At 62.1% G+C, this 22,180-nt stretch carries 11 protein-coding genes; all 11 read left to right on the top strand.

Annotation, left to right across the window (positions count from 1 at the left end; translation table 11 throughout):
- Window positions 1-46: 46 nt before the first annotated feature.
- The 11 genes from PLH32_14515 to PLH32_14465 are packed head-to-tail and all read left to right on the top strand — an operon-like array spanning window position 47 to window position 22,165.
- A complete protein-coding gene (locus PLH32_14515) occupies window positions 47-3,580 on the top strand; it encodes a carbohydrate binding domain-containing protein (GenBank protein ID HQJ65824.1) in 3,534 nt (1,177 codons plus the stop codon).
- A 60-nt stretch (window positions 3,581-3,640) separates the two neighbouring features.
- Window positions 3,641-6,355 (top strand): TonB-dependent receptor, encoded by a 2,715-nt coding sequence (locus PLH32_14510; protein ID HQJ65823.1) that lies wholly within the window; start codon window positions 3,641-3,643, stop codon window positions 6,353-6,355.
- A 23-nt stretch (window positions 6,356-6,378) separates the two neighbouring features.
- On the top strand, window positions 6,379-9,534 hold the full coding sequence (locus PLH32_14505) for a hypothetical protein (protein HQJ65822.1): 3,156 nt from the start codon (window positions 6,379-6,381) through the stop codon (window positions 9,532-9,534).
- 30 nt (window positions 9,535-9,564) lie between these two features.
- The gene (locus tag PLH32_14500) at window positions 9,565-10,578 is read left to right on the top strand and encodes a PorV/PorQ family protein (protein HQJ65821.1); all 1,014 of its coding nucleotides are present in this window, start codon (window positions 9,565-9,567) and stop codon (window positions 10,576-10,578) included.
- 8 nt (window positions 10,579-10,586) lie between these two features.
- Window positions 10,587-11,585 carry an alcohol dehydrogenase catalytic domain-containing protein gene (locus PLH32_14495; protein ID HQJ65820.1) on the top strand — a complete coding sequence of 333 codons (999 nt, stop codon included), beginning with the start codon at window positions 10,587-10,589 and terminating at the stop codon, window positions 11,583-11,585.
- The gene (locus PLH32_14490; protein ID HQJ65819.1) at window positions 11,582-14,095 is read left to right on the top strand and encodes a hypothetical protein; all 2,514 of its coding nucleotides are present in this window, start codon (window positions 11,582-11,584) and stop codon (window positions 14,093-14,095) included. Before PLH32_14495 ends, PLH32_14490 begins: the two co-directional genes overlap by 4 nt.
- A gap of 6 nt (window positions 14,096-14,101) precedes the next feature.
- Window positions 14,102-15,421 (top strand): extracellular solute-binding protein, encoded by a 1,320-nt coding sequence (locus PLH32_14485; protein ID HQJ65818.1) that lies wholly within the window; start codon window positions 14,102-14,104, stop codon window positions 15,419-15,421.
- A 55-nt stretch (window positions 15,422-15,476) separates the two neighbouring features.
- Window positions 15,477-16,364 carry a sugar ABC transporter permease gene (locus PLH32_14480; GenBank protein ID HQJ65817.1) on the top strand — a complete coding sequence of 296 codons (888 nt, stop codon included), beginning with the start codon at window positions 15,477-15,479 and terminating at the stop codon, window positions 16,362-16,364.
- On the top strand, window positions 16,361-17,170 hold the full coding sequence (locus PLH32_14475) for a carbohydrate ABC transporter permease (GenBank protein ID HQJ65816.1): 810 nt from the start codon (window positions 16,361-16,363) through the stop codon (window positions 17,168-17,170). Before PLH32_14480 ends, PLH32_14475 begins: the two co-directional genes overlap by 4 nt.
- Complete coding sequence (locus tag PLH32_14470; protein ID HQJ65815.1) at window positions 17,167-18,618, top strand: hypothetical protein; 1,452 nt, start codon at window positions 17,167-17,169, stop codon at window positions 18,616-18,618. Before PLH32_14475 ends, PLH32_14470 begins: the two co-directional genes overlap by 4 nt.
- Window positions 18,619-18,637: 19 nt before the next feature.
- Window positions 18,638-22,165: a DNRLRE domain-containing protein gene (locus PLH32_14465; protein HQJ65814.1), complete on the top strand. Its 3,528-nt coding sequence runs from the start codon at window positions 18,638-18,640 to the stop codon at window positions 22,163-22,165.
- Window positions 22,166-22,180: the final 15 nt, after the last annotated feature.

The raw sequence follows: 22,180 nt of genomic DNA, 5'->3' as shown, positions 1-22,180 counted from the left end.
TTCGCAACCATTTGCTGTTTACCCTAATCAACCTGGAGGAGTAACTATGACACTTTGCAAACAAGTCCTGTGGGGCGCCTTGATCCTTTGTCTGGGAATGGCCCTGCAGCCTGCCCTTGCCCAGATCAATACGATCAGCAATGGCGATTTCGAAAACGCCGAACTCCCCGCCAACTGGTACAAGGTCGATGCCAACGATGCCGAAGTCGCCTGGGCGACGGATCAGTACCGTTCCCCGCAGCGCTCGCTCAAGATTTCCGAGAGCGGCGGCGCCGATGCTCCGGCCTGGCAATCCGCCAACATGGCCAAGCTGGAATGGAATCCGACCACCGGCATTCCCGCCAACATCGAGATGGTGATCGGCGGCTGGGTCAAAACCGAAAATGTCAACACCGCCCCCACTTCGGCGGCTTCCGAGATCACCCTCAGTTTCACCTTTTACGACAAGTCCAAAAACATGATCTTCGGCCAGCCCGTCACGATTCCGATTCCCCAGAATCAGGCCAGCATCGGCTGGACGGAGATCAAGAACAGCGCCCCGGTCATTCTGCCGGCGGATGCCGACTCGATGATCATCACCTTTGCTTTCGGTGCCAATGCCACCGGCACCGTCTGGTTGGATGACCTCTTTATGAAGGTGGCGCCTGGAGCCAGCGGCTGGCTCGGCGATCTCTATAATGCCAATTTCGGCGTTCCGGCGGGCTGGTTCTTCTGGAAGGACCGGATGAGCGAAGGTGAACAGGATTATGGCACCGTCACCCTCACCGACAAGTACGCCCATCGCGGGCGCTATTCGCTGCTGGTCGCCGATGACGCCACCAACCCCGCCGAGGTAGTCGCGATCTCCGACCGCAATGCGGTTGAACCCGGCCGCTCCTACGGCCTCTCCGCGTGGGTCAAGCTGGAGAATACCACCGTCAATCCCAAACGGGATATCGAGCAGGCGATCTTTTTCACCATCACCTACCATTCCGGCGAGGCGGGTTGGGCCGAAGTGGGTGGCGAGGATTTTGTCGTCGTAGATCAGTCCAGGGACAATTCGGATTGGCGGCTCTACTCCTTCACCTTCAAGGTGCCTGCCAATGCCTCGCGGATCTCGGTCCGCGCCCGCATGCAGCATCAGGCTACGGGCAACACTTACTGGGATGATATCCGCATCTATCCGCTCGGCATTGCCAAGGCGAACCTTAACTTTGACGAATCCCAGCAACCCGCCAACTGGTCCGGCTATGCACACGGCGATGCGACGGTGGAATGGGCCACGGATGTCTGGCGTTCAGCCGAACGTTCCCTGAAGATCAGCAAGACGGCCGGCAGCGCCGATCCCCTGTGGATCTCCGGCAACATGGCCAAGCTGCAGTGGAATCCGACCACGGGCATACCGCCCAACATCGAGATGGTGATCGGCGGCTTTGTCAAAACCCAGAACGTCAATGTCAATCCGGCGAATGCGGCCCAGGAGATTCAGCTGGCGTTCTCCTTCTACGACAAGGACAAGAATCTGATCTTCGGCCAGCCGGTGGTGCTCAAGGCGCCGCAAGCGCAGGCGAGCACCGACTGGACCGAAATCAAGAATGAGGCCCCGATTGTGCTGCCCGTCGACGCCGATTCGCTGGTTATCAGCTTCGGCTTTGGCGCACAGGCCACCGGCACTGCCTGGCTGGACGATATCTTTATGAAAGTGGCACCCGGCGCCAGCGGCTGGATCGGGGATCTCTACAACGCCAATTTCGGCGTCCCCGAGGGCTGGTTCTTCTGGAAGGGCGGCATGTCCGAGGGCATCGGGGATGAAAAGGGCATCGTCACCATTACCAGCAAATACGCCCACAGCGGCCTCTATTCGCTGCGCGTCTCCGACAATGCGACGAATGGGGATGAGGTGGTGGCCATCTCCAACCGCAATCCGGTGCAGCCCGATACCGAGTATCTGATCTCCGCCTGGGTCAAGCTTGAAGGGGCCACGGTCAACACCACCAAGGACGTCGAAAAATCGATCTTCTTCACCGTCACCTACCACTCGGACGAGGCCGGCTGGGCCGAGCGTCACGGCTCGGACTTTTTTGTCGTCAATCAGAGTGCGGCCGACCGCGACTGGGCGCTTTACACCTTCCGCATCAAAACCGAGCCACTTGACCGGCGCATCTCGATCCGTGCCCGGCTGCAGCACCAGGCGACCGGGGATGTCTACTGGGATGATTTCCAGGTGATGCCGATCGCCCAGGTGGCCAATGGCATGGGTTTTGAGGCCGACCTGCCCGCCTACTGGACCAAGGTCAATGAAAGCGGTGCGACCCTGGCCTGGACCAGCGACGTGGCGCGTTCGCCGCAGCGCAGCTTGATGATCCAGAAGGGCTCGGGCAATGAAACCCCCGCCTGGCAGACCAGCGCAAACATGGCCAAACTGCAGTGGAATCCGACGACGGGCATACCGGCCAACATCGAGATGGTGATCGGCGGCTGGGTCAAGACGGAGAATGTCAATGTCAATCCGGTAACCGCCGACGGCGAGATCCACCTCGTTTACACCTTCTTCGACAAGAACAAGGCCGTCATTTTCGGCCAGCCGGTCGTCCTCAAGGTCCCCCAGACCCAGACGACCAGCGACTGGACCGAAATCAAGAACGACGCCCCCATCGTTCTTCCGACCGATGCCGACTCCATGAGCATCCAGTTCGCTTTTGGCCCTGCCGCCACCGGCACGGTCTGGCTGGATGATATCTTTATGAAGGTGGCCCCAGGGGCCAGCGGCTGGCTTGGCGATCTCTACAATGCCAACTTTGGCGTGCCTGCAGGCTGGTTCTTCTGGAAGGACCGGATGAGTGAGGGCGAGCAGGATTACGGCACGGTCAGCATCACCCGTGATGCCGCTCATACCGGTGATTACTCCCTGCTCCTCTCGGATGAGGCTTCCAATCCGGCCGAGGTGGTCGCCATCAGCGACCGCAACCCGATCCTGCCCAACCGGCTCTACACGGTGCAGGCCTGGGTGAAAACCGAGGGCGTGACCATCAACACGACCCAGGATGTCGAAAAATCGGTCTTTTTCACCCTGACCTATCATACCAATGAGGCGGGATGGGCGGAGGTTGGTGGCACCGATTTCTTTGTCGTCGACCAGAGCGTGGCGGACAAGGACTGGACCCTCTACACCTTCACCGTCGCACCGCCAGCGAACGCGACGCGCATGTCAATCCGGGCGCGCATGCAGCATCAGGCTACCGGCAAGGTCTACTGGGATGATTTCGCGGTGGTCGAGGGCAATGTGACCCGGGTTCCCGGCCAGGAAACAGCCGCGCTGCCGGCGGTTTACCGCCTCGCCCAGAACTATCCCAATCCCTTCAATCCCGAGACGCGGATCAGCTTCTCCCTGCCGAAGGAAGACCGGGTCAAGCTGGCGGTCTACGATCTCCTCGGCAATCTCGTCCGCACCCTGATCTCCGCTAAAATGGCCGCGGGCGAACACCAGATCCTCTGGGACGGGCGCGATGAGAACAACCAGATGGCCGCCTCCGGGATATATGTTTACGTTCTCGAGACCAAAGACGCACGCATGATGCGCAAGATGACCCTGCTCAAGTAAAACCGCATATGCCACGCACCCATCCGGGTGCGTGGCATACTGCTATAATGGGAGCCACCCATGCGACTTGAACGTGTTTTATGGCTGCTAGCCGTGGCCTGTGCGCTGGCGGCGCCGCTGCTGGCCGGGACGACCGGAAAAATTGTCGGCCGCGTTGCGGATGCCGGATCCCGTGAGGGTTTGCCCGGCGCCAATATCATCGTGGAGGGGACCAGCCTCGGCGCCGTCTCCGATCTCGAGGGGCAGTACCTGATCCTGCGGGTGCCGCCGGGGATCTATACCCTGCGCGCCAAAATGCTCGGCTATACCGAGATGACCTACGACCGGGTGCAGGTCTCGATCGACAAGACCACTACGGTCGATTTCAGCCTCTCCCAAACCGTTCTGCAAACCGGCCAGACCATCACGGTCACGGCCACCAAACCGCTGGTCGAACGCGATCTGACCTCCACGGTCGCTACGGTCAATTCCGAGATCATCGGCCGCCTGCCGGTCGATAACATGCAGGATGTTATCAATCTGCAGGCCGGTGTGGTCGACGGGCACTTTCGCGGCGGCCGCAGTGGCGAGGTGGGTTACCTCATCGACGGCATCTCGATCAATGATGTCTATTCCGGCAGCTCCGCGGTGCAGGTGGAGAATACCGCCGTGCAGGAACTGCAGGTGATCAGCGGCACCTTCAATGCCGAATACGGCCAGGCCATGTCCGGCATCGTCAACGTGGTCACCAAGGAAGGCGGCGAATCGTATCACGGTTCACTCACCAGCTATGTCGGGGATTATGTCAGCACCCATACCGACATCTTCTGGAATGTCGACGCCTTCAATCCGATCTCCAACCTCGAAGGCACTCTGAGCGGACCGGTCCCCGCCCTGCACAACCGGCTGACCTTTTTCGCCTCCGGCCGCTATTATGATAACGAGGGGGCGCTCTACGGACGCCGGATCTTCCTCCCCTCCGACTCGGCCAACTTTCCCAGTAGCGATGTGCGCGACTGGTATATCGAGTCACATGGCAAGGGCCGGCGTTTCACTTCACAGCAAGATTTTGCGCACTACGCCGACAGCCTCAAACAGAGCACCGATTATGTGGCCATGCGGCCGAGCCGGCGATATACCGGCCAGATCAAGCTGGCGTACAAGCTCTCCAACGCCAACAAGCTCGAATATGAGGGGCTGGTGCAGCGGCAGAAATACCGCGAGTACGAACACCAGTTCCGCCTCAATCCTGATGGCGATTTCTGGCGCCATCAGCTCGGCTGGAACAACAACCTGACTTGGACCTCGGTGCTGAATCAGCGCAATTTCTTCACCGTCAAGATGGCGCGGTTTTACACCGACTACAAGCAGTATGTCTATGCGGATCCGTACGATGCGCGTTATGTCAATCCCAAACTGCTCGACGCGGCCAGCGGCAATGCCTTCCTCACCGGCGGCCAGCAGATGTGGCACTTCCTGCGCAACACCACCACCAGCGTCGGCAAGGTAGATTTCACCTCACAGGCGACCAACGAGCACCAGCTCAAGATGGGACTGGAATACCGTCAGCATCGGATGTGGCTGCGCTCCTTCGAGATCCGCCTCAACCGCGATACCCATTGGAAGCCTTATGTCCCAGCGGTGACGAAGAATGTCCAGAACAACGACGAATACCTCCTCCATCCACTCGAGGTATCGGCCTATGTGCAGGACAAGATCGAGTTGGCCTACATGGTTGTCAATGCGGGGGTGCGCTACGATTATTTCAAGTCGGCCGGGGTTGTGCCCGTCGATTTTCTCCAGCCCGCGGCCTCCCCGCTGCGCACGCCCAAAACCAGCCAGCAACTCAGTCCGCGTTTCGGCCTCTCGTATCCCATCACCGACCGCGGAGCGATTCACATCTCCTATGGCCATTTCTTCCAGATCCCCAATTTTGAATTCCTCTTCTCGAATCCCGATTTCGAGCTTTACGCCACCTCCGATTACGGGAGCACCTCACCGCCCGAGCGGGTGCCCAACACCATCGGCAATGCCGAGCTCAAACCGCAAAAGACCACGATCTACGAGATCGGTTTGCAGCAGCAGCTGGGGGCGGATCTCTCTCTGGAGGTAACCGCCTATTTCAAGGATATCCGCAACCTCCTCGGTACGGAGATCCTCCACACCACGACCGGCATCCGGTATGCCCGGTACATCAACCGGGATTACGGCGGGGTCAAGGGATTGACCTTCGCCTTCGAAAAACGGCTGACAGGAGGATTCGGCGCGACAGTCGATTACACCTATCAGATCGCGCGCGGGGACGCCTCCGACCCAGCCTCGGCCTTCCTCGATGCGCAAGCCGGACGCGAGCCGCAGAAGCAGCTGGTGCCGCTCAACTGGGACCGCACCCACAGTCTTAATCTCTCGCTCACGGCCGGCGATGCCCGGGTCTGGTCGGCGAGCCTGATCGGCCGTCTCGGCAGCGGGCTGCCCTACACGCCGACCCAGCAGAATGTGCGTACCGCGGTCGAGAACAGCGAGCGCAAGCCCGCCTTTTCTAACTTTGATTTCTACGCCTACCGTAATTTCAAGGTAGGGAAGCAGAATCTCAACATCTTTGTGCGCATCTACAATCTCCTGGATCAGAAAAACGAATTGGATGTGTACAGCGATACAGGCCGCGCCAATTACACCCTGTCGGCGCAGACTTCGGGGACGATCTTTGGCGTCAACAGCCTCTCCGAATATCTCGCCCGCCCCAATTTTTATTCCGATCCGCGGCAGATCCTGGCGGGTATCGGGCTTGAGTTCTGAATCAAAACGAGAAAGTGGTGATTATGAATCGCCTGAAAATACTCTGCTGCCTGCTCCTGGCCCTCTCCCTGCAGCCGCTCTGGGCCCAACGCAAACCGGATCCGCATGTCGGCGCCCTGCCCAACACGCGCTGGGGCACGATGGACGGCAACGTGGTGCGCACGGTCTTCGCCAACCACGGTGAAATCGCCAACTGGGATGAGCCGGCCTGGCCCTCCGGCGAATGGCCCAAAGGAAGCGGCCACACCTACGTCGACGGTGTTGCCCTCATAGTCGCAGCCCCCATCGTCGATATCCGCGGCAAGCGTTATCACGACGTAGTCACTCGCTATCGCGAGGATATGTCGACCTCGCCGGATGGCATCCCCTGGGGCTTTGCCCCCCTGCCGGGCTATTTCAATCCGGATGTCAAGACCAACATCCACAATTATCCGGCGATGAGCAACGACCCGACCACCTGGCCGGCCACCTGGCCCGATCAGAATTCAGAGTGGGATGGCCAGTGGAACGGCTTTTTCGGCCGCGGCAAGACCAACGCGGATCTCGAGACCTATTTCGTCTTCGACGACGACCCCGATGAAAAATTTCTCTATTACCCCGATCCGGCGGATTCGTCGCGCCGTGGCCTCGGCATCGAAGTGGCTTCCCGCCTCTTTCAGTGGAACCAGGTGCTCGCCCAGGACTGCATCTTTTCCATTTATTTTATCACCAACGAGGGCAAAAAGAATTATGACAGCACCTATTTCGCCTTCCACATCGATTGGGGTATCGGCGGTCATGATGATTCCGCCGACGATGCCGGCAGTTATGACCTCGACCTCGACATCGCCTGGGCTTTTGACGGCAACGGCTACGGCAGTCCCAACAACTGGGCGCCTGTCGGTGTGGCCGGCTTCGCTTTCCTCGAGAGCCCCGGCATCTTCCGTGACAGCCGCGACAACGACCATGACGGTCTGATCAACGAACGGCGCGACAGCGGACCTGGGGTGTTCCTCTCCACCTATCCCTACGGGGTCGATGACATCAAGGCCTTTCAAGACTTTTATCCTGACCGCGAGATCAAGCCGCATTGGTCCGGCGATGAGAACATCAACTGGGATCCCTATTCGGATCTCAACGGGAACGGTCAGTGGGATGCCGGCGAGCCGCTCAACGACGATCTCGGCGCCGACGGCCTCGATCCCAACGACAGCAATTATCCGGGACCCGATGCGGGCGAGGGCGATGGCATCCCCACCGCTGGCGAACCCGATTTCGATTTTCTCGACAAGGATGAATCCGACCAGATCGGTCTGACCGGCTTTCAGGTTTTCGTGCTGCACGAGTACAAAATGGAGAACGATGAGGCCTATTGGAATGGCCTGAAATCGGCACCGCCGCCGCGTGAAAAACTGGTGCAGAACACCAATTTGGGCATGTTCTTCAGCTCCGGTCCCTTTGAACTGAAAGCGGGCGACACCCAGTTCTACTCCATGTCGCTCCTCTTCGGTGAGGACCAGGCCCAGCTGGCCCGTGAGAAAAAAACGGTGCAGCAGATCTACAACGCCACCTATCAGTTCGCCCGGCCCCCGGACAAGTCGCGTCTGACCGCGGTACCCGGCGACCACAAGGTCGTGCTCTATTGGGATGATACGGCGGAAAAGTCATGGGATCCCTTCCTGCAGGCGCATGATTTCGAGGGCTACCGCATCTACCGCACCACCGATGCGGAATTCTCCGAGGCCCAGGTCATCACCGATTCGTACGGCAAGGCGCGCTTCCGCAAGTACATCGCTGAATTCGACCTCAAGAACGGCATCAAAGGACTACACCCGATCGACATCGAGGGCATCAAATTCGACCTCGGCAAGGACACCGGTTTGCGCCACTATTATGTCGATACCGACGTCGAAAACGGCCAGACCTATTACTATGCCGTGGTCCCCTATGACCGCGGCCTGGTGACCGTCACCTCAACCGGCGTGACCTCCGGGATATCCCCCTCCGAGGCCTCCAGCGTCATCCGCGTCAGCGCCGCCGGGGTAGTGGAGTATGTCGACATCAACTGCGCGGTGATCACTCCGCGCGCGCCTGCCGCGGGGTACCAGCCGCCACAGCTGGCGGGCGGGCTGCAGCATAACGGTCCCGGCACCGGCCGGCTCGAGGTGGAGCTGCTCGACGCCAATGCCCTGCAGGATAACGCCACCTATGAAGTGGTCTTTCATGACACCTCTGCCTTCGCGCTCAACCGCAGGGCGACCTTCGACTGCAACAATACCGCGTCGCAGGTCAAGTTGCTCGAAGGAGCGCAGTTGGAGGAGGGCCTCGGCACCACCCCGGTTCTGGAAGGAATGGTGCTCCATGTCAACGGCGACACCACCTGTCAGGTCATTGAGGCCGAGACCGGATGGGTCAAGGGCCAGCATGGCTGGAGCTTCCGCGTGGGCAAGAATGCCAGCCTGAGCGGGCGCTTCGTCCCCTATCCCGCTGATTTCGAAATGACCTTTTATGATCACATCGTCGACACCTCGCAAGCCCTTCTGTTCGGCCAACAGGCGATCGCCGTGCCCTTTATGATCTACAATACCACCGAAGGGCGCGTGATGGATTTTCTCTTCGGCGACAAGGACAAGGATGGCCAGTTTTCGCCTGGAGATTCGGTCACCATCGTCACCGGTCTGCGCTTGGGTGAGCCGCTGCCTACGCCCAAATCCCGATTCAAGGTGGCCTGGACCTTCTTTTACAGTCCGGCTGCGGGGCGAAACGACCGGCCGGCCGCCGGAGATATCTTCCGGATCCGCACCACCAAGCCCTTCCGCGACGGCGAAAGCTTCCGCTTCACGGTCCAGGGCGCGCGCGCAAGTACCAGCCTGGCACGGGATGGCCTGGCCGCCATCACGGTGGTGCCCAATCCCTATTGCGCCGCCGCCAGTTGGGAACCGCGCAATCCCTTCCGCTTTGGCCGGGGAGAGCGCCGCATCTTTTTCAATCACCTGCCCGCCCGCTGCACCATCCGCATCTATACGGTGCGTGGCTATCTGGTCGATAGTATCGAGCACGACAGCAGCATCGACGACGGTTCCGAGAGCTGGGACCTGGTCTCCAAGGACGGGATGGACATCGCCTACGGCATCTACCTCTTCCAGGTCGACGCCCCCGGCATTGGTACCCACATCGACAAATTCGCGGTCATCAAGTGACCTGCCGTTGAACATTTTACGGAATCGCTTATGAAAAAGATCGTCATGACAGTTTCCCTGCTGTTGACGGCTGCGGCGCTCTTCGCCGGGGATGTCGCCAAGGTCGGCGTCACCGCCGCCCCCTTCCTCTCCATCGGCGTCGGCGCGCGGGCGACCGGAATGGGCGGGGCCTTTGTCGGCACCGCCGACGATGCCAGCGCGCTCTACTGGAACCCCGCCGGCATCGCCCGCAGCAGCGATATCCAGCTTCTGCTGATGCATACCCGCTGGCTCGCCGATTTAAAGTTCAATTTCGCCGGATTCACCCTCCCGCTGGGGGCCTTCGGCAGCCTCGGGGCCTCGCTGACCTCCCTCGATTACGGTGACATGCCGGTGCGCACCACCGACCAGCCGGATGGAACCGGCGAGATCTTTTCGTCCAGCGATCTCGCCCTCGGCCTTACCTATGCGCGCAGTCTGACCGACCGTTTCTCGATCGGCTTCAACGTCAAATACATCACCCAGAGCATCTGGCATGAGAATGCGGATGGTTTTGCCATCGATTTCGGCACCCTCTTCGTCACCGGGCTGCACGGACTGCGCATCGGTGCCTCCTTGAGCAATTTCGGCACCGACATGCGCATGGAGGGCAAGGATCTTCTGGTCTATCAGGACATCGATCCCAACATCCTCGGCAACAACGATCGCATCCCGGCCAACCTGAAGACCGGGGAGTGGTCGCTGCCGTTGACCTTCCAGTTCGGTCTGGCCATGGAGCCCTGGAAATCGCCCCTGCACCGGCTGACGGTCGCGGCCGATGCCATCCATCCCAGTGACAATACCGAATCGATCAATCTCGGCATGGAGTACGGATTCCGGGAGATGCTCTTTCTCCGCGCCGGCTATCGCGATCTATTTTTGCGCGATCGCGAGCAGGGTCTCACCCTGGGGGCCGGCTTCGCCACCCGGAATCTCGGCAATATTTTGATCCAGCTGGACTATGCCTATGCCGATTTCGGCCGCCTTGAAAACGCCCAGCGCTTCTCATTCAGCATGGCGTTTTAAGGAGCAGTATGGAGGCCATCGTCATCGAAAAGCCGGGGGCGGCGCATCACCGGCAGGTCCCCGAGCCGGAGCCAGGTGCCGGCGAGTGTCTGTTGCAGCCGCTCGCCGGCGGCATCTGCGGCACCGACGTGCACATCTGGCAGGGTGATTTCCTCGGCCGCTATCCGGTCATCCCCTGCCATGAATTTTCCGCCCGCGTGATCGCATCCGGACTCGGCGTGACCGGCCTGGAGATAGGCGATATCGTCGCCGTGGATCCCAATATCCGCTGCGGCCGCTGTCCAGCCTGCCGGCGGGGAGAGATCAATCTCTGCGAAGCCTACGAAGCCATTGGCGTGACCCGGCCGGGCGGCTTCGCCGGACGGGTTTGCGCCCCGGCAGCCAATCTGCATCGCCTCTCCGGCGCCGATCCCGGCGCGGCGGCCTTCACAGAGCCCCTCGCCTGTGTCCTTTATGGCCAAAGCCGGCTCGACTGGGAACCCGGCCTGCGGGTGATCATCTGGGGCGCCGGGGCGATCGGCTTGCTGCACCTGCAGGTGTGCCAGCAGCTGCGCGGCGCCCGGGTCACCATGGTGGACCGGGACGCGGCGCGAGTTGCGGCCGCCGCAAGGCTCGGCGCCGCGCAGAGCCTGCTCTGGGAGAACGGTGAGCCGCCGCTGCTGCGGGGCGAGTTGTGGGATATCGCGATCGATGCCACCGGCAATGCAGCGGCGGCCGGCCGTATGTTCCGTTATCTGCGTCGCGGCGGACAGGCGCTGCTCTTCGGGGTCTATCCCACCGCAGCACGCCTCGATCTTGCGCCGACGGAGATCTTTACGCATGACTGGAAGATCCTCGGCTCCTTCACCTACCGCCACGAATTTGCCCAGGCGGCGCAACTCATCGGCGCGGCTGCGATCGATACGGCCAGCCTGATCGCCCGATGCATCCCTCTGGCGGAGGTGCCCGGGATCCTGGCGCGGATGGCCGCGGGCGAGGCCCTGGGCAAAGTGCAGGTGCTCCCATGATATCACGAACCTCCCGCTCCCTGGCAGCCGCCTGGCTGCTGCTGATGGGTTTGGCTGCTTCCGCCGGAGGCGGAAAACCAGCCGATCCCTGGGAAACGCTGGCGGCGGCTTTCAGCGGCAAGCGCGGCCAGGTGGAGGTGGGCGGACCCTTCGCCGGCGCTGAATTTCATGACAGCCGGCCGCTGCCCGCCCGGATCAGCTTTTACTATCCCGTGGCCAACAGCATTGATCTCAGCACCGATTACTGGCGGCGCGGCGAGTCGCGGCCGCTGCGGTTTGCACTCACCCACGACGGCCGGACCGACTCCCTCGGCGCCGCGCCCTGGGCCTATCGTTATACCCCCTATGCGATCGAGTTTCAGCAGCATAACCCGGACTATCGTTGTACGATCCGCTACCGTTTCTGCCGGACGTTGCCGGTGCTGGTTCTGCAGCTCGAGTTGACCAGTAATATGGACCAAGCGCGATCCTTCGAGCTTGTGGGCACGCTGCAGTGGATCCTGCGCACCTGCCAGACCTATGCCTGGATGCGGCCGGCGCGCGTCGCCTGCACTCTGCAGGACCCCACTGATACCGCTTCCGGCTGCTCTCTGGCAGCAGCGGCCTATGACGCCCCCGAGACCGATTCGGCCCTGGTTTTCATCGCCAACGCCGGGGCGCTGCCCGCCGCCCGCTCCAGTCGCGAAACCCTCGAACTCCACTATCGGAGAGTGCTTCAGCCGGGTGAGGCGTGGTCCATAATCCTGCTGCTCGGCTCCTGCCGGCAAAGCGAGGCGGAGACGGTCGCGACCCGGGCCGTGCGGGACTGGCGGAACGAGGTGACGGCCTATGAGGCGGAGACGGGACGCTATGGCACCGCCAGCCCGCTCCTGGAAATGCCCGATGCCGACCTGATGCAGACCGCCCAGTGGTCCCGGGCGGTGATGGCGGCCAACCGCCACTATCTCGACGGCCGCATCGTCCCGATGCCCTGCCCAGCCGAGTACAATTTCTTTTTCACTCACGACCTCCTGCTGACCGACCTGGGCGCCGTCTATTTTGACTGCGAACGCGTGCGCAACGATCTGCTCTATGTGCAGAGCCTAGCCAAGGCCGATTCCATCCTGCCGCATGCCTTTTACTGGCGCGATACCGGCTTTCAGACCGAGTTCTGTTCCACCGACAACTGGAACCACCTCTGGTTCATCCTCCTGACCGCCTCGTATCTGCGCCACAGCGGCGATGCCTTCACGGTGCAGCGGCTGGCGCCAATGCTGGAGAAAAGCCTGCGCATGATGCTCGAGAACCGCGGCGATGACGATCTCATGTACGCCTGGCAGCCCGACTGGTGGGATATCGGCCACTCCCGCGGTGCCCGCGCCTATATCACCATCCTCACCATCCGCGCCCTGCGCGAATATGCCTTCATGGGCGGAGAGCTGGGATGGCCAGAAGCGGGGCTGGCGTGCGGCCTCGAGCTGGCGGACCGGCTCCGGCAGCGCCTCGGCGAGCGGCTTTGGGATGAACAGGCCGGATTCCTCTTCAACGGGCTTGCGGGTGGCGCCACCGACCGCCACTATTACGCCGGCTCGCTCCTGGCCGCCGCCTGGCGACTTCTGGACGAGGAGCGCTCCGCCCGGCTGATGAGAACCGCCGCCACAGAGCTGCTCGACCGCCGCCTTGGCATCCGCATCGCCGCGCCGATGGACTTTGACCAGTACAATGCGCTGTATGAATTCCTCCCCGGCGAGGTTGGCGCCCGCGGGCTTTATCTCAACGGCGGCGTCTGGCCCCACGGCATCGTCTGGTACGCCCTCGGCTGGCTGGCCGCAGCCCAGCCCGACTCGGCCCGGGAAGTCCTGCGGCACTACCTGACCCTCGAGGGCATCGGCCGCTCACCCCTGGGCCAACCGGCCTTTTTCGAATACCGCAACGCGGACCCCGCCTCGCCGCGCTATGGCGAGATCGACAAGCCTACCTTTCTATGGACTGGCGGCTGGTTCCTGCATGCCCTCTACCAGCTGGCCGGGATGCGAGAGAACGAATGGAACCTTGCTTTTAATCCCCGGCTGCCGCAAGGGTGGCAAAAGCTCCGCTATGAGGTGATGCTCAACGGGCGCAAGGTCGAGGTGGCCTGGCGCGGCGATGGCGCATGGTTCAGACGTATCAGGGCCGACGGACAGCCGCTGCACACAGCGGTCATCCCCTCCGCTGCATCCGTCTCACCGCGGCGTCAGCTCCTGCTCGAGCGCGGCCAGCCGCTTCTCCCCTACCTGGCCGCCGCCACCTGCGTGGTCACTTCGGCTCGCCTTGATTCCCGGCAAAGGCGTTTGCGGATTGGCGTCCGGGGGCAGGCCGGACAGAAGGCCGAGCTGGCCGTCGTATCTCCCTGGGAGCCGCTCCGGGAGGCCGGTGCGGGGTTGGAGGGTACAGTTGTCCGGCACGGCGAGGTCCGGGAGATCGTGCTTCATGCCGTGCTGCAGCAGGGAGAGCAAGAAATCAGTCTGCGCTTCAAGGGCGGGCGGGAGTAAATGCGCATGGAGTGTAGAGAACGCAAAGTAGACACCGGACAGCGGCTGGTCTGGGTGATGCTCGCGCTTGGAGTCGGGGCGCTGCTGTGCGGCTGCCGGAGCGGTCCGCGTGGGAAGGCCGGGCATGAGGGGCTGGTCTACTGGCCGGCCGCCAATGCACAAGAGATCGAACTGGCCGGGCTCGCCGCAGCGGAATGGAATGCGGCCCATCCCGACGTGCCGGTGACGGTTCAGCCGATTCCAGAGAGCCAGTCGACCGAAGAGGTGTTGCTGGCGGCGGTCGTCGGCAAGACCACCCCGGATGTCTGTTCGAACATATGGCCGGGCGTGGTCGGCCAGTTTGTGCGTGCCGGAGCCCTGGTGGCGCTGGATTCCTTCGCTGATTTCGACTCCGTCGCCGCGGCACGGCTGCCGGAGGGGCAGCGGGAGGCCTTTCAGTACGACGACGGCCGTCTCTACCAAATGCCCTGGAAGAGCAACCCGATCATGATGGAATACAACGTCCGCCGCCTGCAGGAGGCCGGATTCACGCACCCTCCTGCGACCTACTCCGAGTTCATCCGTGCCGGTCAGGCCCTGACCAGGGATGTGACCGGCGACGGACAGCCCGATCAGTGGATGCTCTACGTCGACATCAACGTCAAATGGTGGCTGCGCTACTTCGATTTTTACACCTTTTATCTGGCGGCCTCGGGTGGCCAGACCCTGATCAAAAACCGGCAGGTGGTTTTTGATAATGCGGCCGCGGTGGAGGTCTTCCGCTTCTTCCGCCGCTGTTTTGAATTGGGCATCTTCCCCAAGGCAACCTTTCAGGGCGATACCTTCCTCGCGGGGCAGGTGGCCACGCACATAACCGGGCCCTGGAACATCGCCCATGTCGACAAGTTCAAACCGGCGGGCTTTGAATTCGATTATGCACCGGTCCCGCTGCCGGACAGCAGTGCGGGACCGGTGGTGACCTATGGCGACCCGAAAAATATCGCCATCTTTTCCACCTGCAAGAATCCCCGCGCAGCCTGGGCTTTCGTCAAATTTCTGGTTTCGCGCCGGCAGGATCTGGCGCTGCTCCGGATCGCTAGCCAGCTGCCGATCCGTCGGGGTTTGCTGACGGATTCGCTTTATATCCCATATTTTAGAGAGCATCCCAAGATGGTGCGCTTTGCCGAACAGGCCCCGCGGACCCGGGGTGTGGACTCCGCCCCCGAGCTGCGCGAGGTCTTTGATGCCATCTCGCAAGAATTCGAGGCCTGCTGTGTGCTGGGCCGGCGCACCCCCGAGGAGGCGGTGCGCCGCGCGGCTGAACGGGCGCGGCAGGTCCTGCAGTGAACATCGTCCCGCTGAAAATATGCGCAAACCCCGATGAAGCGGGGGGAGAGATCGATTGAACTTGAAACACAGCCGTCATAAAGCCGGGGAGAGCCGGGCCGGGCTCCTCTTCTCCCTGCCCTATTGGGTCTGGTTCGCTCTTTTCATGGCCTATCCCCTGCTCTTTTCCCTGGTTCTGGTTTTCCACGAATGGGACATTTATACGCCGATGCGCTGGGTGGGTTTGGGCAATTTCGCTCGCCTTTTCCAGGATGACCTCTTCTGGCAGGCGATCCTCAACACCCTCTTTTTTCTGGTCATCCACATCCCCCTGCAGATCGGCCTGGCCCTCCTCTTCGCGGTGTTGCTGAACGAAAGGATCCGCGGCCGCGGCTTCTTTCGTGCCGCCTATTTCATGCCGGTTGTGATTTCCGGCATCGTCATCTCGTTGCTGTGGCAGCAGCTCTTCTCCTTCGAAAACGGCATTTTCAACCTCCTGCTCGCCCGGCTCGGCCTATGGAAAATCCCGTGGCTGACCAGCCCGGAATGGGCGATGCCCTCAGTGGCGCTGATGGCGACATGGAAAAACGTCGGGCTCTATATCATCCTCTTCCTCGCCGGCCTGCAAAACATCCCGGCGTGGCTCTATGAAGCCGCCGGCCTCGATGGCGCCTCTGCCTGGCAAAAATTCCGTCACATTACCCTGCCGATGCTCAATCCGGCGGTGATCATGGTCCTGGTGCTCTCGACCATCGGCGGCTTCAGCCTCTTCATCGAGCCCTACGTGCTCACCGGAGGCGGCCCGATGAACCGCACCCTCTCGGCGATGCTCTATATCTACAAACAGGCTTTTTATTTCAACCGCATGGGCTATGCCGCCACGCTTGGTTTCTTCTTCGCCTTTATCATTCTGGCGGTAGTGCTGGTACAGCGCAAGGTGGTCGAGCAGGAGGCCCTCGAATGAAACGTGGCATCGCATATCTCATCCTGATTCTGGGAGCAGTCGTCTTCCTCTATCCCTTTCTCTGGATGGTGGCGGCGACCCTCAAGCCGGAAATGGAAATCCCCAGTTTTGGTCTTCTGCCTTCGCATGTCAGCCTGGCCAGCTATGAACAGGTCTTCGCCAAGATCCCCCTCCTGCGCGCCCTGATCAACAGTCTGGTGGTTTCCTTCTCCATCACCGCTTCGGTGCTCTTTTTCGGCTCCATGGTGGGCTATGCCCTCTCGCGCCTGCGCTTCCGCGGCCGCGAGTTGATGGTGATGGCGATCCTGTTCACCATGATGATTCCCTTTCAGCTCACCATGATTCCCCTGTACATCCTCATGGTCAAGCTCCATTGGACCGACACCTATCTCGCCCTGATCGTGCCCGGGATGATGAGCGGCTTTGGCATCCTGCTCTTCCGCCAATTTTTTCAGTCCGTGCCGCAGTCGCTCATCGATGCGGCGCGGGTGGACGGTCTCAGTGATATGCAGATCCTCTTCCGCATCATCTGGCCGCTTTCCAGGCCCATCCTGATCACGGTCGGGATCATTACCTTCATGAACACCTGGAACGACGTCCTCTGGCCGCTGATCGTCATCCGCGACCAGTCGATCATGACCATGCCGCAGATGGTGACCATCTTTGCGGTGAGCGGGATGGCGGAGGCGCAGCTGGGTGTCAAGCTGGCGGCCGCGACGCTGCTCGCCCTGCCGGTCATCGTCGCCTACGCCTTTTTCCAGCGTTACTTTATCGAAAGTCTGGCGAGCACGGGTCTGAAGGGATGAAGGCACTGAGCATAAAGCGGTTCCGGACGGTGCTGCTCCTGGCAGCGTTGGGAAGCAGCTGTTCCTCACAGCCGCGCAGCCTGGTCAATCTCGCCCATCTTGACCGCCTCTGCGAGGAGGTGACCATCGCGGGCCAGCCCTGCACCATTGTCCACATTTACAGCGATGCCCCGGGCTATGGGTGGACCGATGCCGCCGGCGAGGGCATCGCCTGCGTTGACGATATTGCCCGCGCCGCGGTGGTTTATATGCGCGCCGGCGATGCGGGCCATTTCGCGCGTATCCGCAGCCTCCTCCGCTTCGTCCTGCTTCTCCAGAACAGCGATGGCACGTTTTATAATTTCGTGCACAGGGACCTGACCATCAACCGGGAGGGAGCAACCAGCTTCGCCTCCTTCGGTTTCTGGGCGGCGCGCGGCTACTGGGCGCTGGGCGAAGGTTATGCCTTTTTCAGAGAGAGGGATCCTGCCTTCGCGGCGGTGCTGCGCAGCGCCTTCTGGCGCTGTCTACCCCAGCTCGATGCACTCGCTTCAGCTTATGGAAGTTATGAAACCATCGGCGGCCGGGCGTGGCCCAACTGGCTGCTAAACCGCCATGCGGCCGATGCCACCTCCGAATTTCTCCTCGGCGCAGCCGCCGTTCTCGCTGTCGAGCCGGATCCGGCCCTACAGCGGCATGCCGCCCGGCTGGCCGAGGGACTCTGCGCCATGCAGGCGGGAGAAGATTCCGTGATCCTGCGCCAGGCGGGGACAGAGCCGCGGGCGCCGGCTTCTGGCCAAACCCCGCGGACCCCAACCGACCAGCTCGCAGGCGAGACAGCTTTGGCGGGCGCCTTTTATTCCTGGCCGGGCATCTGGCACGGCTGGGGGAATGCCCAGCTCCAGGCCCTGGCCCCCCTCTCGGCCCTGCTCGCCGAGCCCGAGCTGCTGACCCGGGCGGAATTCTGCGGCCGCGTCTTCCTCAGCCGGATGCTGGCCGGCGGCTGGCTGCATGAATACGATTTCAATTCCGGCAAGGCCGCCGTCTATTCACAGATCGCCTATGATGTGCGCACGGCCGCCCTCGGTCTTCTCGCGCTCCATCGGGTGACGAGCCAGTACGAGTATGCCGTGCTGGCGGGGATCGCCGCTTCCTGGCTGACCGGCAACAATCTGGCCGGCGCGCCCCTCTATGACGCCGCCACCGGGCGCGGTTATGACGGCATCGACCGCGAGGGCGTCAACCGCAATGCCGGCGCCGAGTCGACCATCGAGGCGCTCTTCACCCTGATCGAGATCGAAAAGGTCCCGGCTGCTGCGGCCTGGCTGCAAGCCAGATCAACTGAAAATTGGAATGAGGCGGCGTGGCCGAACGAGCCGGAGCTGCGCCGCACCTTTCGCACCGCACAGGGGGCCCTCCTGCTTACCGCGGGGAGCGACGGATTCACCCTGCAGCGGTTGAACCCTTAATCCAGACGGGACGCCTCTCATGCTGATCACAGCCAGGTACAAATTCCTCCTGCTGACCATGCTCATCGGCGGGCCGCTCCTCGCCCAGGAGGAGCTGATTCTACAGCACAGGCGTGACGGCTATGCCGGCTGCCAGGATGCCCACCTCCTTGCCAACAAACCCGGCTGGAATACCGGCGGCGAGGATGGGCTGGAGGCGACCGGTAACGGCGGCGAGGCGGACGCCAAACATCTTCTGCTCCGCTTTGACCTGAGCAGCCTCCCGGCGGAGAGCCGGATCGATTCGGCCTGGATCGAGCTCTATCTGGTCAAACGGCGGACGCCGCAGAGCGTGCCCAAAACCCTGGCAGCTTACCGCCTCAACCGCTCCTGGAGCGAGGGCAGCGGTGATGATGCCGGCGGCTATGACGGCCACCCCGCCGCCGCCGGCGAGGTCTGCTGGTCCCATGCCGCTTTCCCCGATGTGCCCTGGTCGCTCCCCGGCGCCAACGGCGTGCCGCAGGACCATGCCGCCCGCCCGGAAGGAGAGCGGCTGATCGATCCCGCCGATCCCGCTGGGCGCTGGTATGGCTGGAAGGTGACCGATTTGGTGCAGGAGTGGCTGAGTCGTCCGGACAGCAATTTCGGGCTGGTGCTGCGCGAACCGTCGGTTTCAGCCGGCACCGGCATCCTCAACTTTGCCTCCTCCCAATTCGCAGCCGACTCACTGCGGCCCCGTCTCCGGCTGCTTTTGGCGAGTTCGAGTCCGCAGACCATCGCGTTGGCGCTGACGGCTTCGGCCGCCTCCGGCGCCATCTCGGTCCGTTGGCCCTGTCGCGGCGACGCGAACGGCAACGGCTATGCCGAGATCGCCCTGGCCCGTGCCGGGGACGCCCAGTGGGGCGCCCGGCAGCGGATGGACAAGGGCGCCGGCGGCTACAGCTTTGCCTTTGCGAATCTGACCTTCGGCCGCTACTACCTTCGCGGCTGGCTCAGCGATCCCGACGGCGTCCAGGGAGAAGCCATCCAGACCCTTTTAAATGTCGAGCTTGCTCCCAATGCAAGCCGCGGCGGCGCGCTCTACACCACGCTGCAGAGTGACAACAGCGTGCAGGTGGAGCTGACCTTCAGCGACGACTGTGACGCGGACAATGCGGCGCTGCTGGCCCACAAGCCCGCCTCCGCCCTGCTCTGGCAGGAGGACGGTCCCATGACGCGCGCGCCGGGACGGTTCAGCAAGCTCCTCAGCGGCCTGAGCGGCGGCGAAACCTGGGACCTCCGCGTCACCCTCCGCGACCCCGACGGCATCAGCGGCGACTCGGTTTTTACCGCGCAGCTGTACATCCCGCCGGCGACCGGCCCGGTGCGTCTGCTCAGCCAGGGGCATAAACAGTTTGAAATCCAGTCCGGCGCCTTCACCGCCCTCTATGACAGCGCCCGCACCGGCGCCGCGCTCTGGCTCTCCTCCGCCCAGGGCCGGCAGTATGTGGTGCGCAACACCATCGCCAACGGCCTGCCCTTTGCCGTGCTCGACCCGGCGCTCCTCGACAGCATCCGGATCGCAGCCAATGGAGAATGCGAATGCATCGAGGTGAGGATGTATGGCCACTGGGGCGGTGTGCGTCACGAGGTTATTCTGACCGCCTACCCCAGCTATCCCGGTCTGCTCCACTGGAAGTGCTTGCTCACCGGCGCAACCGGTATCAGCATCCCCAATGGCGCGGCCGAATGCACCTTTTTCGACCGCGAGCGCAATTATGCCGTCAGCTCCAACGTCCTCTCCTGGGTCGAGCAAGCGCCCTTCGCCGCTGGACTGACCAGCGGCTACGATCCCCTTGCCCTCAAGGGCACGCTATTCTATTTCCAGAATTTTACCGCGTTGAACGACTACTTTTCGCTGCAGCGGACATCTCCATGGGAGTGTGTGCAGCTCACCTCGACGGGATTCGGCTTCGAACGCCCGGGCGGCAACCGGCCACTGCGCAGTGAGCCGGTGGTCCTCACCGACGCCTGGCTCGTTCTTACCTCCGGCAAGCCGGCGACGGAGAGCGCGGTAGCGGAAGGATTCCTGACAGCTCTGGCCGATATCTATAGGTGGATCTACAAACCCGGCCTCGAGGAGATCGACTGGAAGGAGATCGCCGGCAAGTTGCTGGCCGATCTCGGTGACGAGCGCTGTCAGTCCACTGTCAACGGCCAGAAGTTTCTCCGCTCCTATGTCGGGGTGCCGCGCCTCGATAATGCCGAGGCGATCAGCCAGCTCGACGTGCTAGTCGCCCTGCGCCGCTACGAAGCCGTGCACGGCGAGGTGAGCGCCCTCGACGACCATCTCGCGGAGAATCTCTGGCAGTTCTACAACCTGCGGCTCAACACCATGGTCAATGACGCACCCAATGAAGGGGTGCAGGAAGGGGACAGCTGGTACGCGCTGCACATCCATCTCGGGCTGGCGCGGCTGGCGCGATTGGGCGATGGCCAGGCGCGCACGCTGCTCTTCCTCTCGCTGCCCAAGCTGATGCGCTTCGCCCGGGCCGTGAATTATGAATTCCCGGTCTTCTTCCGCTACACGGATGATACAGCCATCTCCGGTCATGAATACGATGTCACCGGTGGCTATATCTACCTCATGCTTGACGCCTGGCAGCTCAGCGGCAGCGAGGTGTACCTTCAGGAGGCCAAACTGGCCGCCGAGCACATTGCCGGCCACGGTTTCGGCTATACCTATGAAGCCCACATGACCGCAGCCACCTGCGCCGCGTTGGCTCGGCTCTACACGATCACCGGCGAGCGCCGCTACCTCGAGCTGAGCTACATGCCCTTCGCCAACCTGATGGCGATCTCCTGGCTCTGGGAGTGCGATTACGGGTATGCCGCGGACTACCGCACCTTTTTCGGATTGAGCCCTATGGCGGGGGCGGCCGTAATCACACCGATGGAGCAGCATCAGAGCTGGAGCTATCTGCGCGAATACCGGGAGCGTGCAGCTGGCAATCTGCCCACGGGCCTGGCGCGGCTGCTCGACGGCTTTATTGCCTATACCCCGATGGTGATGAAATACACCCTGCCGCCCTATTTGCCGGGCGCGGCGCTGGTCATCGGGCCGACGGTCTATGATTCCTGGAATGTGCCCTCTTTTCACATTCCGTTGGAAGATCTGCGCGAGGGTTGGCAGAGATCGGGTTCGCTCGGCCAGCAGATTTACGGCGCCGGTGCGCCCCTGGTCTTTGCCGCCGAGTTGGCCACCGGAATTGGATCTGCTGAAGGGGAGCTGCCACAGCCGCAGCCGGTGCTGCTGGAGAACTACCCCAATCCCTTCAATGCCGGCACGCGGATCAGCTGGCAGATAACCGAGGCGGGCCTCGACAGCAAGACGGGATACAGCCTGAGCATATACGATATTCTCGGCCGCAAAGTCCGGTTCTTGCCGGTAAATAAAAAATCAGGCCGCGGCGAGGCCTTTTGGGATGGCCGCGACGATACCGCGACGGCGGTAAGCGGCGGTGTCTACCTGATCATCCTCGAGGGAGGGGGCCAGCGGCTGGTGCGCAAGGTGCTGCTGCTGCGCTAAGAATCCGGGAAAGAG

The organism is bacterium (genome assembly GCA_035419245.1).
Classification (GTDB): Bacteria; Zhuqueibacterota; Zhuqueibacteria; order Residuimicrobiales; family Residuimicrobiaceae; genus JAKPUX01.
The sequence above is the reverse complement of the archived record's forward strand: the minus strand, read 5'-3'. Positions and strand labels throughout refer to the sequence as shown.

What these genes read in the sequence shown, in the direction of transcription:
- PLH32_14515 (HQJ65824.1), top strand. Translation starts at nt 47, where the DNA reads ATGACACTTTGCAAACAAGTCCTGTGGGGCGCCTTGATCCTTTGTCTG.
- PLH32_14510 (HQJ65823.1), top strand. Translation starts at nt 3,641, where the DNA reads ATGCGACTTGAACGTGTTTTATGGCTGCTAGCCGTGGCCTGTGCGCTG.
- PLH32_14505 (HQJ65822.1), top strand. Translation starts at nt 6,379, where the DNA reads ATGAATCGCCTGAAAATACTCTGCTGCCTGCTCCTGGCCCTCTCCCTG.
- PLH32_14500 (HQJ65821.1), top strand. Translation starts at nt 9,565, where the DNA reads ATGAAAAAGATCGTCATGACAGTTTCCCTGCTGTTGACGGCTGCGGCG.
- PLH32_14495 (HQJ65820.1), top strand. Translation starts at nt 10,587, where the DNA reads ATGGAGGCCATCGTCATCGAAAAGCCGGGGGCGGCGCATCACCGGCAG.
- PLH32_14490 (HQJ65819.1), top strand. Translation starts at nt 11,582, where the DNA reads ATGATATCACGAACCTCCCGCTCCCTGGCAGCCGCCTGGCTGCTGCTG.
- PLH32_14485 (HQJ65818.1), top strand. Translation starts at nt 14,102, where the DNA reads ATGGAGTGTAGAGAACGCAAAGTAGACACCGGACAGCGGCTGGTCTGG.
- PLH32_14475 (HQJ65816.1), top strand. Translation starts at nt 16,361, where the DNA reads ATGAAACGTGGCATCGCATATCTCATCCTGATTCTGGGAGCAGTCGTC.
- PLH32_14470 (HQJ65815.1), top strand. Translation starts at nt 17,167, where the DNA reads ATGAAGGCACTGAGCATAAAGCGGTTCCGGACGGTGCTGCTCCTGGCA.
- PLH32_14465 (HQJ65814.1), top strand. Translation starts at nt 18,638, where the DNA reads ATGCTGATCACAGCCAGGTACAAATTCCTCCTGCTGACCATGCTCATC.